Consider the following 17,072-nt stretch of genomic DNA (forward strand, 5'->3'; position numbering starts at 1 on the left):
GGAAGGAAAAGCAACCTTCCCTTCCCTTTGATTGAGAGCGCATGACCCAGGATAGCGATGCCTCCGCCGGCAGTGCGGCGCCCCGCGTGCTGACAATGATTGTCTGCGCGTCGGCTGTGTTGAGCAGCGGCATCGCAATCTGGATCATGTTCAACCTGGGCAACGCGCTTGGCCTCTTCGTCCCGCTCGAGACGCAGTACCTCTACGGCCTGATCGCGCTGCTGCTGCCGGTCGTGTTCATCTGTCACGGGATCACGGGCCACCCCCGGGACGGTCACGTCCCGGTCTATGACTGGCTGCTGGCGTGCGCTGCCTTCGCGATCCCCGCCACCTTTGCGCTCGAGGCTGAGACCATGCTGGTCGAAGGCTGGGAGTTTGCGGCGCCAGAATACGCCCGCTGGCTTTCCTATGCCTTTTGGGCCCTGATCCTCGAGGCACTGCGGCGTTCTTCAGGTTTTGCAATCTTCGCCATATGCCTCGTCTTTTCGCTGTATCCGGTGTTTTCCGAGGCCATGCCTGGCATTCTGCGTGCGCAATCGACGGCTTTAAGTATCACAGCCGGCTTCCATATCTTCGGCAGCGAGAGCATCCTGGGTGTTCCGATGGCTGCGTTCGCAACGCTCGTCATCGGCTTCCTCATTTTCGGTGTGGCGCTGCAGTACACCGGCGGCGGGGCATTCTTCCTCAACTTGGCTTTCGCGCTTCTCGGAACCCGGCGCGGTGGGCCGGCAAAAGTTGCCATCTTCTCTTCTGGCCTTATGGGCTCGATGAGCGGCTCGGTGATCACCAACGTGCTGACGACCGGCGCCATGTCAATTCCGGCGATGAAACGGGTCGGCTTTTCGGGTCGCTATGCCGGCGGTGTAGAAGCCTGCGCCTCTACCGGTGGTGTGCTGATGCCGCCGGTGATGGGTGCCACCGCCTTCATCATGGCAACATTCATCGAAGTCCCCTATTCGGAGATCGTACTCGCGGCCGCGATCCCTTCCATTCTGTATTATGCGGGCCTCTTCCTGCAGATCGATGCTTATGCCGCTCGCAACGGGATCAAGGGGCTGCCGCGGGAAGAACTGCCCAGCGTCCGCGACGTCATCCGCGATGGCTGGTACTTCGTTTTCGTCCTGGCACTGCTCGTGTTCATGCTGCTCTACTTGCAGCGTGAAGCGCAGGCGCCGTTTTACGCAACTGCGCTCCTGATCGCGATCAATCAGATGTCCGGTACGCATCGCTGGGACCGCGTCAAGCTCATGGCTTTCATCATCGCCACGGGCAGGATGCTCGCCGACCTCGCCGCGTTGCTCGCTGGCGTCGGGCTGATTATCGGCGCGCTGACACTGTCCGGCAAGGTCGGCTCGATCGCCTACGAACTGGTCGCGCTCGCCGGCGACAATGTGTTCATCCTGCTCGCTATGGGCGCCATGACGAGTTTCGTCCTCGGCATGGGCATGACGGTTACGGCGGCCTATCTGTTTCTCGCGGTCACGCTGGCACCTGCGCTGACTGCGTCGGGCCTGGACAAAGTCGCCGTGCACCTGTTCATGCTCTATTGGGGCATGGTGTCGTTCATCACCCCGCCTGTGTCGCTCGGCGCGTTCGCCGCAGCTTCAATCGCCAAGTCCAACCCCATGCAGACTGGACTGGAGGCCATGCGGTTGGGCTCGATCATCTATTTTCTGCCGTTCTTCTTCGTCCTGAACCCCGCCCTGATCGGCCGCGGTGACGCGCTCGAGATCCTCCTTGTGACCAGCACGGCATGCGTTGGCATCGTCGTCATCGCCGGTGCGCTGCAGGGTTATGTGCCCGGCATTGGCCGTATTGTGGACAACCTGGCGTGCGCCGTTCCGCTACGGGTCGCTTTGATGCTTGGTGGTATTATGCTCGCCCTGCCCGGTGGTGAATTGACCGGTTTCGGCCACAGCACGTTGATCGTCGCGGGATTGGCGATCGTCGCAACTGCACTCGGCGCGAACGCGCTTCTAAGCCGGCGTACCGTAGGTCGAGCGCTGCAATGACCGCCAAACGGCCAACAGCTGGTGACTTCGTTCACACGCCGTCGCCACCGACCGACGGCTTCAACAGTCTGTCGGTGCCGACCTATCGTGCCTCGACAATTACCTATCCCAACCTCGACAGCTTCGTTGCGCGCGGTTCGCGTGGGCGAGAGGCTTACACTTATGGGCTCGCCGGCACGCCGACCAGCCGGGCACTGGCCGATAAGCTGACAGCCCTTGAAAACGGTACCGATACCTTTCTGACATCATCTGGATTGATGGCCATTACCGTTACGTTCTTGGCGCTCTTATCCGCAGGCGACCGGGTTCTATTGCCGGAGACCGTTTATGCACCGGTGCGGCGTTTTGCGGCGGACACGCTCAGTAAGCTGAATATTGGAGCACAATACTACGATCCAACTGAACAAATCGACCTTAGCGCCTTCGGGCCGGAGCTACGTTTGCTCTGGATCGAATCTCCCGGCTCACTCACCATGGAAATGCAGAATATCATCGCGTTGTCGCGACAAGCCAAAGCCCATGGCGTTTTGGTTGGTTGCGACAATTCTTGGGCTACGCCCCTTTACTGTCAGCCGCTGGATCTCGGCGCCGATATCGTCATCGAAGCGGTCACGAAGTACCTCTCCGGGCACTCGGACATCTTGCTCGGCTCGATCACGGTCCGGACCGAAGAACTCGCTGCTAAGATTCACGCAACGGTGCGCTCGCTTGGCGTGGGCGTCTCACCGGATGACTGCTTTCTCGCGCTGCGCGGCCTGGAGACTGCTCCAATCCGGCTGGAGCATGTTGGCCGCACGGCGCTGTTGCTCGCGGAAAGACTGCGTCAGCACGATAGCGTCGTCGAGGTCCTGATGCCGGCTCTACCGGACGCGGCCGGCCACGCCCTCTGGAGCCGGCAGTACGCCGGCACAAGCGGCGTGTTCAGTTTCATTATGAATTCGGAAGATGAGGATTCTTTCCGCGCCCGGTTCATCAGGCTGAAGCTCATCCAAATCGGCGCTTCCTGGGGTGGCACCCATAGCCTGATCGCGCCATCGCCCATCACGGATGGCCGCTGTGGACGCCGCTACCACGGACAACAGATTGTGCGCATCAGCGTTGGTCTTGAAGATGCGGCAGCGATTGGTGAAGACCTAGACCGGTTTCTTGATGATTGAGGGCGCGCAAACAGCCTACGAGAAATACACCTGCGTCTGAACGACGAAAGCGCTCCGTGATACGTGATCACGATGTTGGAAATGTAAATCCCGGCGCCATTTCTACCGCACAATGCTGCTGTCCAAAAGCGAGACGTAAGCAGGGGTTTTGATTGGTTGCAGGGGCGCGATACCAATGGAAATTGCGATGTCGTTTGGCGCCAGCAAACTAATGGCCCGAATAGAGATGGAAGTGTTTTGCTGGCGGCAGTTTTCGATCATCGATGCGCTCTATCAAGCAATTTCAACAAGATAAAGGGGGTGAAACTGTCAATAAAAGACAGAAACATCATTCATCAGATGCGATTGGATGTATTTGCCAAAGTGTGTAACGAAAATCTCTGCCGCATCAGTGGTCACAGTGAAAAAAAGACCCGGCACGAGGCCGGGTCGGAGGCACAGGGAGAAAGGGGGGCAAAGGGCGCGCGCCACAACGGCGCGACACAGCTGATCCTGACCGTGGTGTGAAACTCGACCGCATAGCGGCCCAGCTCCCACGGGCCGCAGGAGGTGTTATTGCAACCGCAGAAGGGCAAATGATAGCCGACGCTGGCCGTCGGAAGGTTAACGGCAATCATGTTCTCTTTAGCATCGCGTTTGAATTGGCTGACAACAAAGCTCATCTAACCTGCACTCCACGATTCGCCGGACGCCAGGCTGATCCATTTGGATATGCATGCTGATGCAAGCTCTTCGGCTTCATCGTGATGCTGTAGCCGGGCGCAGTGGGCGGCATGTAGCGGCCATCCTTGATCACCACCGGATCAAGGAAGTGCTCATGGAGGTGATCGACATATTCCAACACCCGGTTCTTCAAGGATGCGGAGACCGCTACGTAGTCTAAGATAGCGATGTGCTGGACATACTCGCAGAGCCCGACGCCGCCAGCATGTGGACAGACCGGCACGCGGAACTTCTCCGCCATGAGCAGGACAGCGATGATCTCGTTCAAGCTGGCCAAGCGACAGGAATCGAGCTGGCAGAAGCGGATCGCTCCGGCCTGGAACAGCTGTTTGAACATCACCGCGTTATGGCAGTGCTCGCCGGTCGCGATCGCCACCGGCGCCACGGCCCTGGCAATGGCGGCATGGCCCAGGATGTCGTCTGGACTGGTCGGCTCCTCCATCCACCAGGGGTCATAGGTGGCCAGATGGGCGGTATTGGCAATGGCCTCAGCAACGCCCCAGACTTGGTTGGCGTCCATCATGAGCTTGCGGTCCGGACCGATCTCCTCGCGCAGGAGCGCGGCGCGACGCAGGTCGTCCTCGATGTCGGCGCCGACCTTCATCTTGAAGTGGCTCCAGCCCTGGGCAATAGCCGCACGCGCCAGCTCACGCATCTTGTCGTCGGAGTAGCCGAGCCAGCCGGCCGAGGTCGTGTAGGCCGGGTAGCCGTCCCGTTCCATCTCGGCGATGCGCTCGGTCTTGCCCTGGAGCCGGCGCTCTAGGATCGCTTCCGCGTCCTCAGGTGTCAGCGCATCACGGAGATAGCGCCAATCGACCAGTGTGACGACCTGCTCCGGTGTCATGTCGGCGAGCAAGCGCCAGACCGGCTTTCCCTCAGCCTTGGCGTAGAGGTCCCAGAGGGCGTTCATCAGCGCCGCCGCCGCCAAGTGGACCACTCCTTTCTCCGGCCCGACCCAGCGCAATTGGCTATCGCCGGTCACGCGCCTCCAGATCGCGCCCATGTCGGCAAAGGCAGCGTCCAGCTCCTGGCCATCAAGCAGCGGCGCCAACGACTCGATCGCCGCCACGCAGAGCTCGTTACCGCGCCCGATGGTGAAGGTCATGCCGTGTCCGGCGTGACCCTCTGGATGGTCGGTCTCGAGTATCACGTAAGCCGCCGAGTAGTCCGGAGCCGGGTTCATGGCATCTGACCCGTCGAGTTGCCGCGAGGTCGGGAAGCGAATGTCACGAGCAGTAACCTGGGTGATTCTGGCGGTCATAGGCGCCTTACCTTGCCAAGATCGGACAGGATCTCCCGCGCGGCGTTGTGGCCCGGAATGCCGCTGACGCAGCCGCCCGGATGGCAGGACGACCCGCATTGGTAAAGGCCCTTGATCGGCGTGCGGTAGTCCGCGTAGTGCGGCGCCGGCCGCTGGAAGAAGAGCTGATCAGGTGACATCTCGCCGTGCAGAATATGGCCATTGGGAATGTTGAGGATGCGCTCTATGTCGGGTGGCAGGAGAACCTGCATGTCGATCACGCGGCTTGAAAAGCCTGGCGCAAAGTCATCCATCACGCTCATGACGCTATTGATGAAGTTTTCTCTTTCGCTCGCCCAACTGGCGTTCTTCAGTTCATAGGGCGCATGCCCGCCATAGAGATTGACCACGTGCTTGCCGCTCGGTGCCATGCTTTGATCGACAAGCGTCGGCGTCGCCGCCGTCATCCAGGGCCTTGAGGAATACCAGCCATACTTGGCGTCATCGTAGGCGCGCTCGAGATAGTCGATATCGGGTCCGATGTGGGCGAAGGCGCAATAGTCGGTCCCGCTCTCGCTGCGATCAAACGCAGCGAAATCCGGCGGCGCCTCACAGGCGATGTTGATCTTCCAGGCCGTGGAATGGGTCTTGAAGCGGCGGATGTTGTCGAGAAAATGATCCGGAAGGGCAGCTTCTCCCACCAGATCATCGAATAGCACCTTGCAATGGGCATTGCTGACAATGATCGGCGCGGCATAGTCCAACCCGTCCCGCGTCACGACGCCCACGACCTGTCCATTCCGCGTCTCGACCTTGATCACCTCGTTGTCCGGCTTCACCTCGAGGCCGAAGCTTCGACCGGCGTCCGCGATCGCCTGACTGACTTTCCCCATGCCGCCGATCGAATGGCCGCGCGGCACGCCGCCATGGGTCTCCATGGTGAAAAGATAGTAGAGTGTCGCCCAGGCCGAGCCAGGCGTTTTTGGGCTCATCATATTGCCCACGCCAGCCCAATAGGAGAAATGGGCGCGGATCACGCTGCTCTCGAACCACCGCGACAGGAAGTCGTCGGCGCTCTGGGTAAAGAGATCGGCAATGTTATAGAGACCGTCGCCGATCTTTCGATACTTCCAGAGAAAGGAAAAGCTCTTCCTCAACGAACGCCAGTCCCGCTTGGCCGGATCGATAGGCGTCTCCAAGAGCAGCCGATGCATGAAAGGGCTTAGGGCTGCGAGAAAAGCGAGGAACTCCGGGTAACGTGCCGCATCCTTGTGCGAAAAGCGTGCAATATGGCGCTGAGTCGCGGCCACATCACCGCTGTGGACGAAGAACTGCTTATTCGAAACCGGGACGAAGGTGTCGCCGTAGCTAACCGTCCGAAGGCCGAACTTCTCTAGTTCGAGTTCGCTGTTTACCTTCGGGTGCAGATGACCGACCCCATAGGAAAAAACCGAGAAAGTGAAACCTGGTACGACCTCCTCGGACACCGCGGCGCCGCCGATGACAGGGCGCCGTTCTAGAACCAAGGCCTTGAGCCCCGCTCTGGCGAGGTATGCACCGCAGACGAGACCGTTGTGTCCACCACCGATAACGATCACGTCGAACTTGCTCGCCTTCGTTTGATTCGTTCGTGGCTGGACGGATACTGAAACGGGCATCGTAATCCTCAAACAGCTATGTTGCGCTGGCGCAGCATGCAGAGCGCCGGTCCGACCGCCGTCATCACGCAAAGCATGAGCGTCGCGAACTCAATATCGCCGGGCAAAATCGACCGTGCATCACTCAAAGCAATCAAGGCTTACCACCTTTCATCTCCAGGTCACCTCAGCTACCCAGCGTGAGCCCGACTTCGGCCGCGCTCTCCAGTGCCTGCTGAACGCCGCGCGTTCCCGTATAGTCGCCAACTACGTGGGTCTCTATGCCCGCACGCCGTAGATGCCGGGCAAAGGATCCTTTCGAGGGCAGGCGAACTTTGAGAAACAGCTTTCGGAGAACGGGTAGGCGCGCAAGGCGGCGCGTGGCCGGAATTCGTAGAAGCGTCAACATGCCCGGTAGATAGGGCGCGCCCATGGCGACGACGACCGCGTCGGGACGCTCCCGGACGATGTCCGTCGGCTCGACAGCTCGATCGAGCACAACCTTCACACCCGCTGAACGGGTCGCCCGCGCGAGGTAGTCCGCCAAGCCGAGGAGGCTGTCTCGCGCGCTCTCAACGTTCTGAAAGTACGGCGCCATGAAAGCGAAGCGCAGTCTGCCGCCGAGTTCAGGTGACCGCTCGTAGAGCGTCACCTGGTGACCACGTCGCGCCAGATGAATGGCCGCCTCCATGCCGGCGGGCCCGCCGCCAACGACGGCAACGGCCTTCACAGCATGAGCTGGCCTTGACACCAAGCTATGCTCCCGGGCCGTAATTGGGTTGGCCAGACAGACGACCGTTTTTCCCGAGCGGAGCGAATCGACGCAGGTGTTGCAGGCAACGCATGGGCGGATGTCCTGGGCGCGGCCGTCGCGAAGCTTGTTGACCCATTCCGGATCGGCGAGCAAAGCGCGTCCCAGGGCGATCATGTCGGCCTGACCGGCGCGAAGGGTGGACTCCGCAAGGTCGGGGGCATGAAGGCGGCCAACGGCAATCACCGGCACACGCACGACACGCTTTATGGACTCGGCCAGGGGCACCAGTAAGCCGGCTGGATGCGACATGGACGGCACAGTGCTCTGGCGGATCGGTCGCGAGCGGTGCGAGCCTCCTGAAACGTTGATCAAATCGGCGCCGGCGGCTTCGAGCATGGGCGCAAGGGCAAGCGCGTCGTCCTTGGTGAAGCCCTCCGGTGCGAATTCATCGCCATTCATGCGAAAGGAGACCGGCATGTCGCCAGCAGCTTTGCGGCAGGCAACGAGCACCTCCAGGGCAAAGCGAGCCCGGTTGGTGATGTCGCCACCGTAGCCGTCGTCCCGCTTGTTATCCGCCGGAGACAGGAACTGGGCGATGAGGTAGTCATGGGCGCCTTGGAGTTCGATGAAGTCGAAGCCGACGCGCCTCATCCGGGCCGCCGACTCCGCATACCACCCGACAACATCCTGGATCTCTTCCAACGTGAGCGCACGGGGTCTGACTGTCTTGTGATCGCCTTCCTGGACCGGGTGCGTCACCGTCGACGGCGCAACCGCTTCCGCATCGGTGACATCCGGGTGCGCGTGGCTGCCGGCATGGCCGATCTGGATCGAGACCTTCGCGCCAAACGCCTGGAGCTGCCTGACGAGCCCATACAAGCCCTCTTCAAAACGGTCGGCATAGATCCCGAGCTCGTTGCGGCGATGCCGTCCGGAAGGGTGAGGCGAACTGAGTTCCAGCGTTATGAGCCCGACGCCACCCCTTGCCCGCGCTTCGTAGTAGGCGGACAGCTCGTCGGTCACCCGCCCATCCTCGGTTGCAAGACGCGTCGTCATGGCAGGCATGACAATGCGATTGCGTATTCTGACGCCTCTAATCTCAATGGGATCAAGAAGCATCATGTCGCGTGGCCGTCTTGCGAAGACTGCGGCAGCAATAAGAACGATTGAGCGCAGATCCCTGCGTCATACGCCCACGGGTTCCGCATTCAGTAGCCCAGCCGCCACGGCGAGTCGACACAGCTCGGCGCGCTCACCGTTGCTTACGCCCAATTGCGGTGGACGCGCAGTGGCGTGGGGAATGATCCCCTGCGCGGCTAAAACTTCCTTCATACGGGGGCGATAGTCGCGCAGCGGCGCCCGCCACGCGTAGCGGGCCAAGGGGCCGAAACGCTCCCAGATCGCCTTGGCTTCGGGGTAGCGGCCCTGCTCCACAGCGCGATGCATGGCGACCATCTCGGCCGTTCCAGTCGCTGCAAAACCGATCAGGGCGCCATCGCAGCCCATGACGAAAGCCTCGAATATAAAGGTGTCGCTACCGGTCATAATGCCGATCTTTCGCGGCAAACGTTTGGCGGTCTCGACAGTCTCGGTCGTACGCGCCGCGTCGAAAGAGGCCTCCTTCATGCCGACGACCTGTGGCAGCCCCGCCAACCGCTCCAGCACGTCCGGCGGGAAGTCGGGACCCCAAGCGACGGGAAACTGGAAGACGATCATCGGCAGGTTGACATCTTCTGCGATGCTCGCGTGATAGCGGTAGATCATGTCGCCCGGAACTGGCTTGCCGAGGAAGGTCGGCATGGGCGGAAAGATCGCCAGCCCTTGTGCACCTGCCGCCTTGAGTTCATTGCCCCAAGCGACTGCATCAGCAGTCGAGGTCGCGATGAGCCCTGATACGAGAGGACAACGGTCCGCGATGACATTCCGGCAGATCTCGATGACCTCACGTTGCTCGTCACGGCTCAAGGAGGGCGCCTCGCTCGCGTCCATATTCATGGCGATGCCGGCGGGGTCTTGAGATGCCACCCAGTCGATGTAAGATCGTAGGATCTCCCAATCGATCTCAAAGTCGGGCTTCATCGGCAGAACAGGCGCGGCGAAAATGCCTCTGACGGCCAAATCGCTCATCTGTGATTCCCTTGCGTTCTTGTCAGTCTAACGGTGCATAGGGGTGCGAATCCCGGCATTAAAAGCTGAACTGGCGTTTCACCCTGCTGCAGCTTTTCGTTCGCTGGACGAGACTTCGCCTTTCGCGAGGCTCTCCTGCAGAACCGGCCACAAAGCGGCAAGTTCATCGGCCGCCTTCCTCATGTCGGGAACAAATCCGACCAGGCGTTTCTGGGAGGCGCGAAAGGCGGGCGCTCCCACGCTCAGGGTTCCGAAAACAGAAGCACTTTTCTTATCTGAACGACTGATGGCAACCGCAACCGAGGCGACTCCAGGCTCGGACTCCTCGAGGTTGAGGCCATAGCCGCGCGCACGGGTCTTGGCCATCTCTTCCAAGAAGGCCTGCACGCTGCGAACAGCATTCGGGCCGTAGTCTTCCGCCTTGCCAAAACCCTGATGCGTTACCAACTCGACCGCCCTTTCTTCCGGCAGGGTTGCGAGCCATACCTTGGCGGTCGCCGCCGCGTGGAGCGGGATCGAGTCGGTCATGGTTGCATCGATCACGACGCTTGAGCGAGAGCCTTGAGATTGGGCGATCCAAACCAGATTTTCGCCCTCTACCACGGTCATGCGAACGAACTCCCCCACCTTCCTGGCCAAATCATTGAGGATGGGCTGGCAGATCTCGGCAAACCCTGTTTCGGCAAGGAAAGCAAACCCAAGTCGTACGAGCCGCATAGTCAACCTGTATTGACGCGTGGCGCCCTGCGCCAGGTAGCCTCGTGCAATCAAAATGTTCAGCAGGCGGTGGGCCCCGCTCTTTGGCACATCGAGGTGACCGCTAATCTCCGTGAGGCTCATGCCGTCCGGCCGATCAGCTAACAGTTCAATGACGTCCAGGCAGCGTTCAATCGATGTTGAACTCATTTCAAAATCCGATCAATCTTCAAAACTTGAACTTAGTTCTATTTTTGCTACAGTACGGCAGAAGTCAAGCGCTGATCGTGGCATCCAGGAGCATTTCTTGGCCTCAGCCGAGCGCGAGACGGCGCAATCGATTTGGTCGTCGCTCCGTGGTTTCTCAGGAAGTCGACCAGGGCTGTCGCGGCCCAACTTCGGAGAGAGGAAGTGAGCACCTTGGGGATGGAGAGGCCGAACGGAATGGGCAGGGAGCTCGGCCACTAGATGTTGGATAGCGCCCGCATCGCTATCAATCAGGCAACGACGCGCGCCCAGTGGGATTTCCGCCAGTCGGTCGAGGGCTACGCCCGCCACGGCGTGCGCGGCATCGCCGTCTGGCGTGACAAGCTCGGCGAGATCGGACTCGGCGAGGCGAAACGCATTCTGGCCGACCATGGCATGCAGGTGTCGGGGTTGAACCGGGCGGGACCATTCAACGCCTCTGAAGGCAGGGCACGGGCTGCGGCGCTGACCGATGCGAGGCGCGCCATCGAGGAAGCCGCGGAGCTGGGAGCGACCTGTCTCTTGCTCTTCCCAGGTGGGTTGCCGCCGGGCTCAAAGGACATTGGCCGCACGCGCGAATTGCTGAGCGAGACCATAGCCGAGCTTCTGCCAGCGGCGCGCCAGGCCGGCGTCGTTCTAGCGCTGGAGCCTCTGCACCCCATGCTCGCAGCGGACCGCTCCTGCCTCAACACTCTGTCTGCTGCCAACGATCTCTGTGACACCTTTGGCCGGGGGCTCGGCATCGTCGTCGACATCTATCACGTCTGGTGGGATGCGTTCTTGGACCACGAGATCGCGCGTGCGGGTGCTGACCGTCTGGTAGGCTTCCATGTCAGCGATTGGCTCGTGCCGACCCGGGATCTGGTCTTCGATCGCGGCATGATGGGCGACGGCATTATCGACATCCCGCGCATTCGCCATGCCGTGGAAGCGGCTGGCTACGACGGCCCCATCGAGGTCGAGATCTTCTCGGAACAGAACTGGTGGAAGAGAAACCCGGAGGAGGTCGTGCAGACCTGCATAGAACGATGTCAATCCGCCGTGTGAGCGGATGAGCTGAATGTCTGTTACCGCAATCAATACGTAAAGAACAGGGAGGTAAAGATGATAAGACTGTTTAAGCAGGGCGCGCGCCTCGCAATGCTGGCCGGAACCGCCGCTGTGATGCTCTCAACCACTGCGGCCGCGGCGGGCGATTTGAGCGGGCGCGAGGTCGTGATGTGGAGTCCAGGTGGCAAATACGCCGAAGCGCTTCGAACCGCCTACATCGAACCATTCGAGGAAGCGACCGGCGCCAAGGTCCGGCTCGTCGAGGCCGGCCTGGATGAGGCAGCAGCGGCCACCAAGGCGCAGTTAAATGCAGGCAAGCTGGAATGGGACGCCTGGTCCGGCTTGGATGCCCCGCTACTGCCCAGGTTCATCAAGGAAGGTCTGTTCCAGGAAGTGGACGCTTCGAAGATAGCCGGCGCTGAGAAGCTGCCCGACGACGCGGTGCACCCCTTTGGCGTTGCTGTGTTGAACTCGGCGGTCACCGTTTCCTATCGAGACGTCGACGGTGTTACGCCGCTGACGAGCGTGAAGGATTTCTTCGACCCCAGCATCAAGGGACCACGAGCGGCTGGCGGAACCGCCGGCGACGCACCGCTTATGTGCATTTTGGCGTTGGCAGCCGATAGTGTCACCATGGAAGAGATGACGAACGGCCTCGATCTGGACCGCTGTGGGCGAATTTGGGACGGGATCAAAGACCAGGTCACAAGCTGGTGGACGACGGGCAGCGAAATGGCCCAATGGCAGATCGACGAGGAGGTCGACTACTGCATGTGCTGGGATGGGCGCATCATCCAGGCGGCCCTGGCCAATCCAAAATGGAGAGTCCAGCACAACGGGGGCATCCAGTTCTTCACCTATCTCGCCTACCTCAAGGGCACGCAGAACGAAGATGTTCTCAACGCATTCGCAAGCTACATGTTGGATGCTAGGCAGCAGGCCGAGTTCACCAGGATTGTCGGCTATAGTGCGCCGAATCCCGAGTCGGTGGGGTATCTGCCAGCCGCATACAAGTCGCTGATCAGTGTCACGCCGGAGGCGCAAGAAGGCCTGCTGACGGTTCCGGACGCCTTGAACGAAGCGCTCTCCGGCCAGTCGGAAAAGATCGGCGAGTGGTGGCTCGAGTACATCAGCCAGTGAAGGCTGTGTGGTCGACTAGTTCTATCTTCATCTGATTGGCAGGCAGCATGATGCATGACAGGCAAGGAGCCGAGATCTCGGACGTTTCGAAAGGGATCGTCCTGTCGAAGCTAGTGGGTTTCGGCTTGCTTGCCCCACTGCTTGTGTTGATTGGCGTTTTCTTTGTTGGGGCGCTGCTCAGCTTGGTGGTGGAACTGGCCCAGGACGGTGTTTTGGCTGGCGCTGAGGTATTCGCCACCATTCTCAGTAAGAGCTTGTTCCAGACGGTCGCATTCCGGTCGTTTCGCATCGCCTTCATCGTGACCGTCATCACGGTGGTCTTGGGTTATGCCGCGGCTTATGCGATCTGGCGCAGCTCGCCACGGGTTCGGATTATCTGCCTCGCTCTGGTGCTTTTTCCGCTGTTCACAAGCGTTGTGGTTCGAACCTATGCCTGGACGACATTGTTCAGCCGCAAAGGTATGATCAATACGGTGCTCTTGGACCTCGGTTTGATCGACGCACCGCTACGAATGCTGAACACTGAGCCTGCGGTTTTTGTCGGCTTGGTACAGGTGATGCTGCCTTTCGCTATTCTGCCGATCTACACAATCCTGTTGCGCGTCGATATGGATCTTCTGCGGGCCTCTGCAATCACGGGTGCGCGCGGTTGGCAAACGTTTGTCCACATCCTTCTGCCCCTGACCAAGCAGGGCACAGCCGTGGCCTCTATTCTGGTCTTTGTCGTCTCTCTTGGGTTCTTCATCACGCCAGCCATACTAGGTGGGCCTCGTGTATCGATGATTTCCAACTTGATCAGCACCGAAGTGACAACCTTCCTCGATTTGAAGGACGGCGGTGCGATGTCGCTGTTACTGTTGGGGATCACGATAGGGTTGCTCGCCGTCGCAAGCAGGATCGGTCGCATATCCGATCATTTCAAATAGTGGTGACGGCATGAACGATATGCTTCAACACCGCGTCATCCGAGTTTCGGTGTTGGTATTGGTCAGCGGCTACCTGATCCTGCCGACCTTAATCGTCGTCTGGCTGTCATTCGGCCAGGACGACTTTCTCCGATTCCCGCCAAACCTGTTTAGCTGGCAGTGGTACACCGAATTCCTGACGGATGAACACTGGAACGAAGCCACGCTGAGAACGGCAATCGTCGGCGCGATGGCAACCGGCTTGACGACAATCGTCGGATCTGCTGCCGCTTTCGCCGTAGCTCGGACTCGTTTGCCAGGGAAGCAATTCGTGGAGGCCCTTGCGATCGCGCCACTTGTCGTACCACCCATCGTCTTGGCTGCCGGCGGCTACTCGCTCTACCTGGATCTTGGCTTGATCGGGTCGAGCTTTGGTCTGGCCGTGATGCATGCAGTTCTAGGCGTCCCGTATGTCTTTCTGATCGTCTCCGCGGCCCTGACCAGGACCGACCCCAATGTAGAGCTCGCCGCCCTGAGCCTCGGCGCCGATAGATGGCGCACGATGTGGGATGTGACGATCCCAACCAATATGCCCTCCATTCTGACCGGAGCTCTGTTTGCGTTCCTGGTGTCGTTCGACGAAGTCGTGGTCACAGTGTTCCTTGCCGGAACGCTTGGACCAACATTGCCGGTTCGGGTTTTCGCCAGTCTCTCCTTTGCCGTGTCTCCCGTCGTGGCCGCCGTTTCGGCTCTGCAGATCCTCGTAGCCTTGGTTCTGCTGGCGCAACTCGGCCTGTTGAAACGTTGGCAGGTGAAGCGCACGCAGGCGGTGCCGGCGGTTGGATAGCCAGGATCACCCGGAGAAAGGAAAGACCGTGACGATCGAGTTGGATACTGCGCCTGTCCGGAATGAGGCTTCGACAAGCGAAGCTCCCGATGAAGGTGCTCCGCTGTCGGGCTCGACCGTCACCATGAAACGGCTGAGCAAAACATTTGGGCCTGTGACCGCCGTCGATAACGTGTCGCTGGAGATTGCAGCCGGCGAGTTCGTATCGCTACTCGGTCCGTCCGGCTCTGGCAAGACAACCATCCTGATGATGTTGGCGGGATTTGAAGCTCCCTCGCAGGGGGGCATCAACATCGCGGAGCAAGATGTAACGAACGTCCCGCCCTATGCCCGTGACATCGGGATGGTTTTTCAAAGCTATGCCCTGTTCCCCCACATGACGGTCTTCGAAAACATCGCCTATCCCTTGAAGTTGCGAAAACTTGCGAAGGCCGAGACAGATGAGCGGGTGATCCGGGCCATGGACATGGTCAAGATGCCCGCCGGACACTTCGCCGACCGGTTTCCGCAGCAGCTGTCAGGCGGTCAGCGCCAACGCGTCGCCCTGGTCCGCGCTTTGGTATACGAACCCCGGGTTCTCCTGATGGACGAGCCGATGGGGGCTCTCGACAAGAACCTCCGCGAGGAACTGAAGCTTGAACTGATCGGTCTCCAGGAACGGCTTCGCCTGACCATTGTCTATGTCACGCACGACCAGGGCGAAGCTCTGATGCTCTCGGATCGCGTCGCAGTCATGAAGGAGGGACGAATCGAACAGATCGACCATCCCGAGGTATTGTATCGGCACCCCAGAACTGCGTTCGTGGCCAACTTCCTCGGCGAGGCAAACCTGATCGAACTCAAGCGGCGTTCGCAGTACGAGTTCGCCCTATCAGATGGGCAACTGGTGAGTACTAGCGAAGGCGCAACCCAAGACCCTTCACGCTCTTGCTTGATGATGGTGCGGCCAGAAAACATAGAGCTGTGTGCGGAACCCGACGCGACGGTCGTCGGCCGAGTAGAGAACACTGTGTATCTCGGCAACACGATTCGGGCAGAGATCGCCACCCCGGTCGGTCCTTTGACAGTAATGGCGAATCCTAAAGACTCCCATCGCGTGAAGAAGGGCCAAATCCTTGGATTGCGGTTTTCGACCGTCGATCCAGTGCTTGTGCCGAAATCATAAGGAGAGAAACGAGATGAGCAGCGTTTTCCATCGGGTCCCCGATCGCAACCTGCCAATCGCCGTGCGGGGCGATGGAATGTACGTCATCGACAAGGACGGGAAGCGATATCTCGATAGCTATGCCGGAGGGGCCTGCGTCTCTTGTCTCGGTCACAGCCACACTGCCGCCATCGAGGCGGTGCAGCGCCAGGTGGGCAAGCTTGCCTACATCCACGGGTCGATGTTCACCTCCGAGCCCCTGGAGACACTCGGAGATATCTTGACGACCGACGCACCGGACGGATTGACGAAGGTGTTCTTTGTAAACAGTGGCTCGGAAGCCGTGGAGTCCGCGCTCATGATGGCGCGCCAGTACTTCGATGAGATCGGACAGCCCACCAGACGCAAGGTAATCGCCCGCCGCAGCAGCTATCATGGCGCGACGCTGACCAGCATCGGCGTGGGCCATCAGATGGCGCGCCGCGCGCCCTTCGAGCAGATTCTTCCCGATGTGCTGCATATTGCGCCTTGCTACGAATATCGCGGGCGGCGCGAGACCGAGACCGCCGAGCAATACGGCCGTCGGGTGGCCGACGAGTTGGAGCAGGCGATTCTGAGCCTGGGCCCGGAGACGGTCATGGCCTTCGTGGCCGAAACCGTGACCGGCACCACCTCAGGCGCTGTGCCGCCTGTACCCGGATATTTCAAGCGGATCCGCGAGATCTGCGACAGGTACGGCGTGCTCCTCCTGCTGGACGAGGTTTTTTGCGGGCTGGGCCGAACCGGTACACTGCACGCCTGCCAGCAGGATGGCATTGCGCCGGATTTTCTGACCCTCGCCAAAGGCCTTGCCGCCGGCTATCAGCCAATCGGCGCCACTCTCCTCAACACGAAGATCTATGATGCCATTGTTTCGGGCTCTGGCGTCTTCAGAGGTGGGTTCACCTACTCGGGCCACGCCACGGCCTGCGCCGCCGCTGTCGCAGTGCAGCGGACGCTACGCTCCGAGGGGTTTCTGGAAAACGTCAGAGGGCTTGCGGCGCTGCTACGGTCCGGGCTTGAAGACAGGTTCGGTCAGCATCCCAATGTCGGCGACATACGGGGCCGTGGCATGCTGATGACCCTTGAGTTGGTGGAAAACCGAGAGAGCAAGACCCCATTCCCCGTGCAAAACGGCCTCAGTGCGCGAATCTACCGTAGCGCTATGTCCCGCGGATTGATCGCTCATGCCCTCGGCGGAACGGTCGACGGTGTGAACGGCGATCACGTGGTTGTCTGTCCGCCGCTAATCGCTGCACCGGAAGATCTGGAAGCTATTGTCACCATGCTCGGACAGTCGATCGACACTGCACTATCAGAAATCCGAGTGACAGCTACTTAGCGCAACAAGGCCA

14 protein-coding genes are annotated in these 17,072 nt (G+C 60.2%); 8 read left to right on the plus strand and 6 right to left on the minus strand.

Translation table 11 applies throughout. From position 1 onward, the window contains the following. Window positions 1–41: 41 nt before the first annotated feature. Together ACP146_RS20445 and ACP146_RS20450 are read left to right on the plus strand one after the other, a co-directional pair. Window positions 42–2,012 carry a TRAP transporter permease gene (locus ACP146_RS20445; RefSeq protein WP_422368608.1) on the plus strand — a complete coding sequence of 657 codons (1,971 nt, stop codon included), beginning with the start codon at window positions 42–44 and terminating at the stop codon, window positions 2,010–2,012. Then, complete coding sequence (locus ACP146_RS20450) at window positions 2,009–3,169, plus strand: trans-sulfuration enzyme family protein (RefSeq protein WP_422368609.1); 1,161 nt, start codon at window positions 2,009–2,011, stop codon at window positions 3,167–3,169. The genes ACP146_RS20445 and ACP146_RS20450 overlap by 4 nt, the downstream gene beginning before the upstream one ends. 395 nt (window positions 3,170–3,564) lie before the next feature. Here ACP146_RS20450 and ACP146_RS20455 read toward each other — a convergent pair whose 3' ends face one another. The 6 genes from ACP146_RS20455 to ACP146_RS20480 all read right to left on the minus strand — a co-directional run bounded on the left by ACP146_RS20455 (window position 3,565) and on the right by ACP146_RS20480 (window position 10,556). Beyond that, the gene (locus ACP146_RS20455; RefSeq protein WP_422368610.1) at window positions 3,565–3,831 is read right to left on the minus strand and encodes a hypothetical protein; all 267 of its coding nucleotides are present in this window, start codon (window positions 3,829–3,831) and stop codon (window positions 3,565–3,567) included. After that, a complete protein-coding gene (locus tag ACP146_RS20460) occupies window positions 3,828–5,153 on the minus strand; it encodes an enolase C-terminal domain-like protein (RefSeq protein ID WP_422368611.1) in 1,326 nt (441 codons plus the stop codon). Before ACP146_RS20460 ends, ACP146_RS20455 begins: the two co-directional genes overlap by 4 nt. Next, entirely contained in the window at window positions 5,150–6,862 is a 1,713-nt protein-coding gene (locus ACP146_RS20465; RefSeq protein WP_422368612.1) for a phytoene desaturase family protein, read from the minus strand. Before ACP146_RS20465 ends, ACP146_RS20460 begins: the two co-directional genes overlap by 4 nt. Window positions 6,863–6,956: 94 nt before the next feature. Then, complete coding sequence (locus ACP146_RS20470) at window positions 6,957–8,645, minus strand: FAD-dependent oxidoreductase (protein WP_422368613.1); 1,689 nt, start codon at window positions 8,643–8,645, stop codon at window positions 6,957–6,959. A 63-nt stretch (window positions 8,646–8,708) separates the two neighbouring features. Beyond that, on the minus strand, window positions 8,709–9,650 hold the full coding sequence (locus ACP146_RS20475; RefSeq protein WP_422368614.1) for a dihydrodipicolinate synthase family protein: 942 nt from the start codon (window positions 9,648–9,650) through the stop codon (window positions 8,709–8,711). 78 nt (window positions 9,651–9,728) lie between these two features. Continuing rightward, window positions 9,729–10,556 carry an IclR family transcriptional regulator gene (locus ACP146_RS20480; RefSeq protein WP_422368615.1) on the minus strand — a complete coding sequence of 276 codons (828 nt, stop codon included), beginning with the start codon at window positions 10,554–10,556 and terminating at the stop codon, window positions 9,729–9,731. A gap of 258 nt (window positions 10,557–10,814) precedes the next feature. Between ACP146_RS20480 and ACP146_RS20485 the strand changes: the two genes are divergently transcribed. Genes ACP146_RS20485 through ACP146_RS20510 form a run of 6 tightly spaced genes read left to right on the plus strand, consistent with a single transcriptional unit; the run spans window position 10,815 to window position 17,059 of the window. Then, a complete protein-coding gene (locus ACP146_RS20485) occupies window positions 10,815–11,639 on the plus strand; it encodes a sugar phosphate isomerase/epimerase family protein (protein ID WP_422368616.1) in 825 nt (274 codons plus the stop codon). Window positions 11,640–11,696: 57 nt separating this feature from the next. Continuing rightward, window positions 11,697–12,782, plus strand: a complete 1,086-nt coding sequence (locus tag ACP146_RS20490) for an ABC transporter substrate-binding protein (protein WP_422368617.1) — start codon at window positions 11,697–11,699, stop codon at window positions 12,780–12,782. A 47-nt stretch (window positions 12,783–12,829) separates the two neighbouring features. Next, window positions 12,830–13,708, plus strand: a complete 879-nt coding sequence (locus tag ACP146_RS20495; protein WP_422368618.1) for an ABC transporter permease — start codon at window positions 12,830–12,832, stop codon at window positions 13,706–13,708. A 10-nt stretch (window positions 13,709–13,718) separates the two neighbouring features. Beyond that, a complete protein-coding gene (locus ACP146_RS20500; RefSeq protein ID WP_422368619.1) occupies window positions 13,719–14,534 on the plus strand; it encodes an ABC transporter permease in 816 nt (271 codons plus the stop codon). A 28-nt stretch (window positions 14,535–14,562) separates the two neighbouring features. Then, window positions 14,563–15,699: an ABC transporter ATP-binding protein gene (locus ACP146_RS20505; protein WP_422368620.1), complete on the plus strand. Its 1,137-nt coding sequence runs from the start codon at window positions 14,563–14,565 to the stop codon at window positions 15,697–15,699. Window positions 15,700–15,712: 13 nt separating this feature from the next. Further along, entirely contained in the window at window positions 15,713–17,059 is a 1,347-nt protein-coding gene (locus tag ACP146_RS20510; protein ID WP_422368621.1) for an aspartate aminotransferase family protein, read from the plus strand. Window positions 17,060–17,072 lie beyond the last annotated feature (13 nt).

It is taken from the genome of Pelagibius sp. (assembly GCF_965249265.1).
Taxonomy (GTDB): Bacteria; Pseudomonadota; Alphaproteobacteria; order Kiloniellales; family Kiloniellaceae; genus Pelagibius.

Excerpts from the sequence above, each read along its gene's own strand:
- ACP146_RS20445 (WP_422368608.1), top strand. The coding sequence starts at position 42 with ATGACCCAGGATAGCGATGCCTCCGCCGGCAGTGCGGCGCCCCGCGTG.
- ACP146_RS20450 (WP_422368609.1), top strand. The coding sequence starts at position 2,009 with ATGACCGCCAAACGGCCAACAGCTGGTGACTTCGTTCACACGCCGTCG.
- ACP146_RS20455 (WP_422368610.1), bottom strand. The coding sequence starts at position 3,831 with ATGAGCTTTGTTGTCAGCCAATTCAAACGCGATGCTAAAGAGAACATG.
- ACP146_RS20460 (WP_422368611.1), bottom strand. The coding sequence starts at position 5,153 with ATGACCGCCAGAATCACCCAGGTTACTGCTCGTGACATTCGCTTCCCG.
- ACP146_RS20470 (WP_422368613.1), bottom strand. The coding sequence starts at position 8,645 with ATGATGCTTCTTGATCCCATTGAGATTAGAGGCGTCAGAATACGCAAT.
- ACP146_RS20475 (WP_422368614.1), bottom strand. The coding sequence starts at position 9,650 with ATGAGCGATTTGGCCGTCAGAGGCATTTTCGCCGCGCCTGTTCTGCCG.
- ACP146_RS20480 (WP_422368615.1), bottom strand. The coding sequence starts at position 10,556 with ATGAGTTCAACATCGATTGAACGCTGCCTGGACGTCATTGAACTGTTA.
- ACP146_RS20485 (WP_422368616.1), top strand. The coding sequence starts at position 10,815 with ATGTTGGATAGCGCCCGCATCGCTATCAATCAGGCAACGACGCGCGCC.
- ACP146_RS20490 (WP_422368617.1), top strand. The coding sequence starts at position 11,697 with ATGATAAGACTGTTTAAGCAGGGCGCGCGCCTCGCAATGCTGGCCGGA.
- ACP146_RS20495 (WP_422368618.1), top strand. The coding sequence starts at position 12,830 with ATGATGCATGACAGGCAAGGAGCCGAGATCTCGGACGTTTCGAAAGGG.
- ACP146_RS20500 (WP_422368619.1), top strand. The coding sequence starts at position 13,719 with ATGAACGATATGCTTCAACACCGCGTCATCCGAGTTTCGGTGTTGGTA.
- ACP146_RS20510 (WP_422368621.1), top strand. The coding sequence starts at position 15,713 with ATGAGCAGCGTTTTCCATCGGGTCCCCGATCGCAACCTGCCAATCGCC.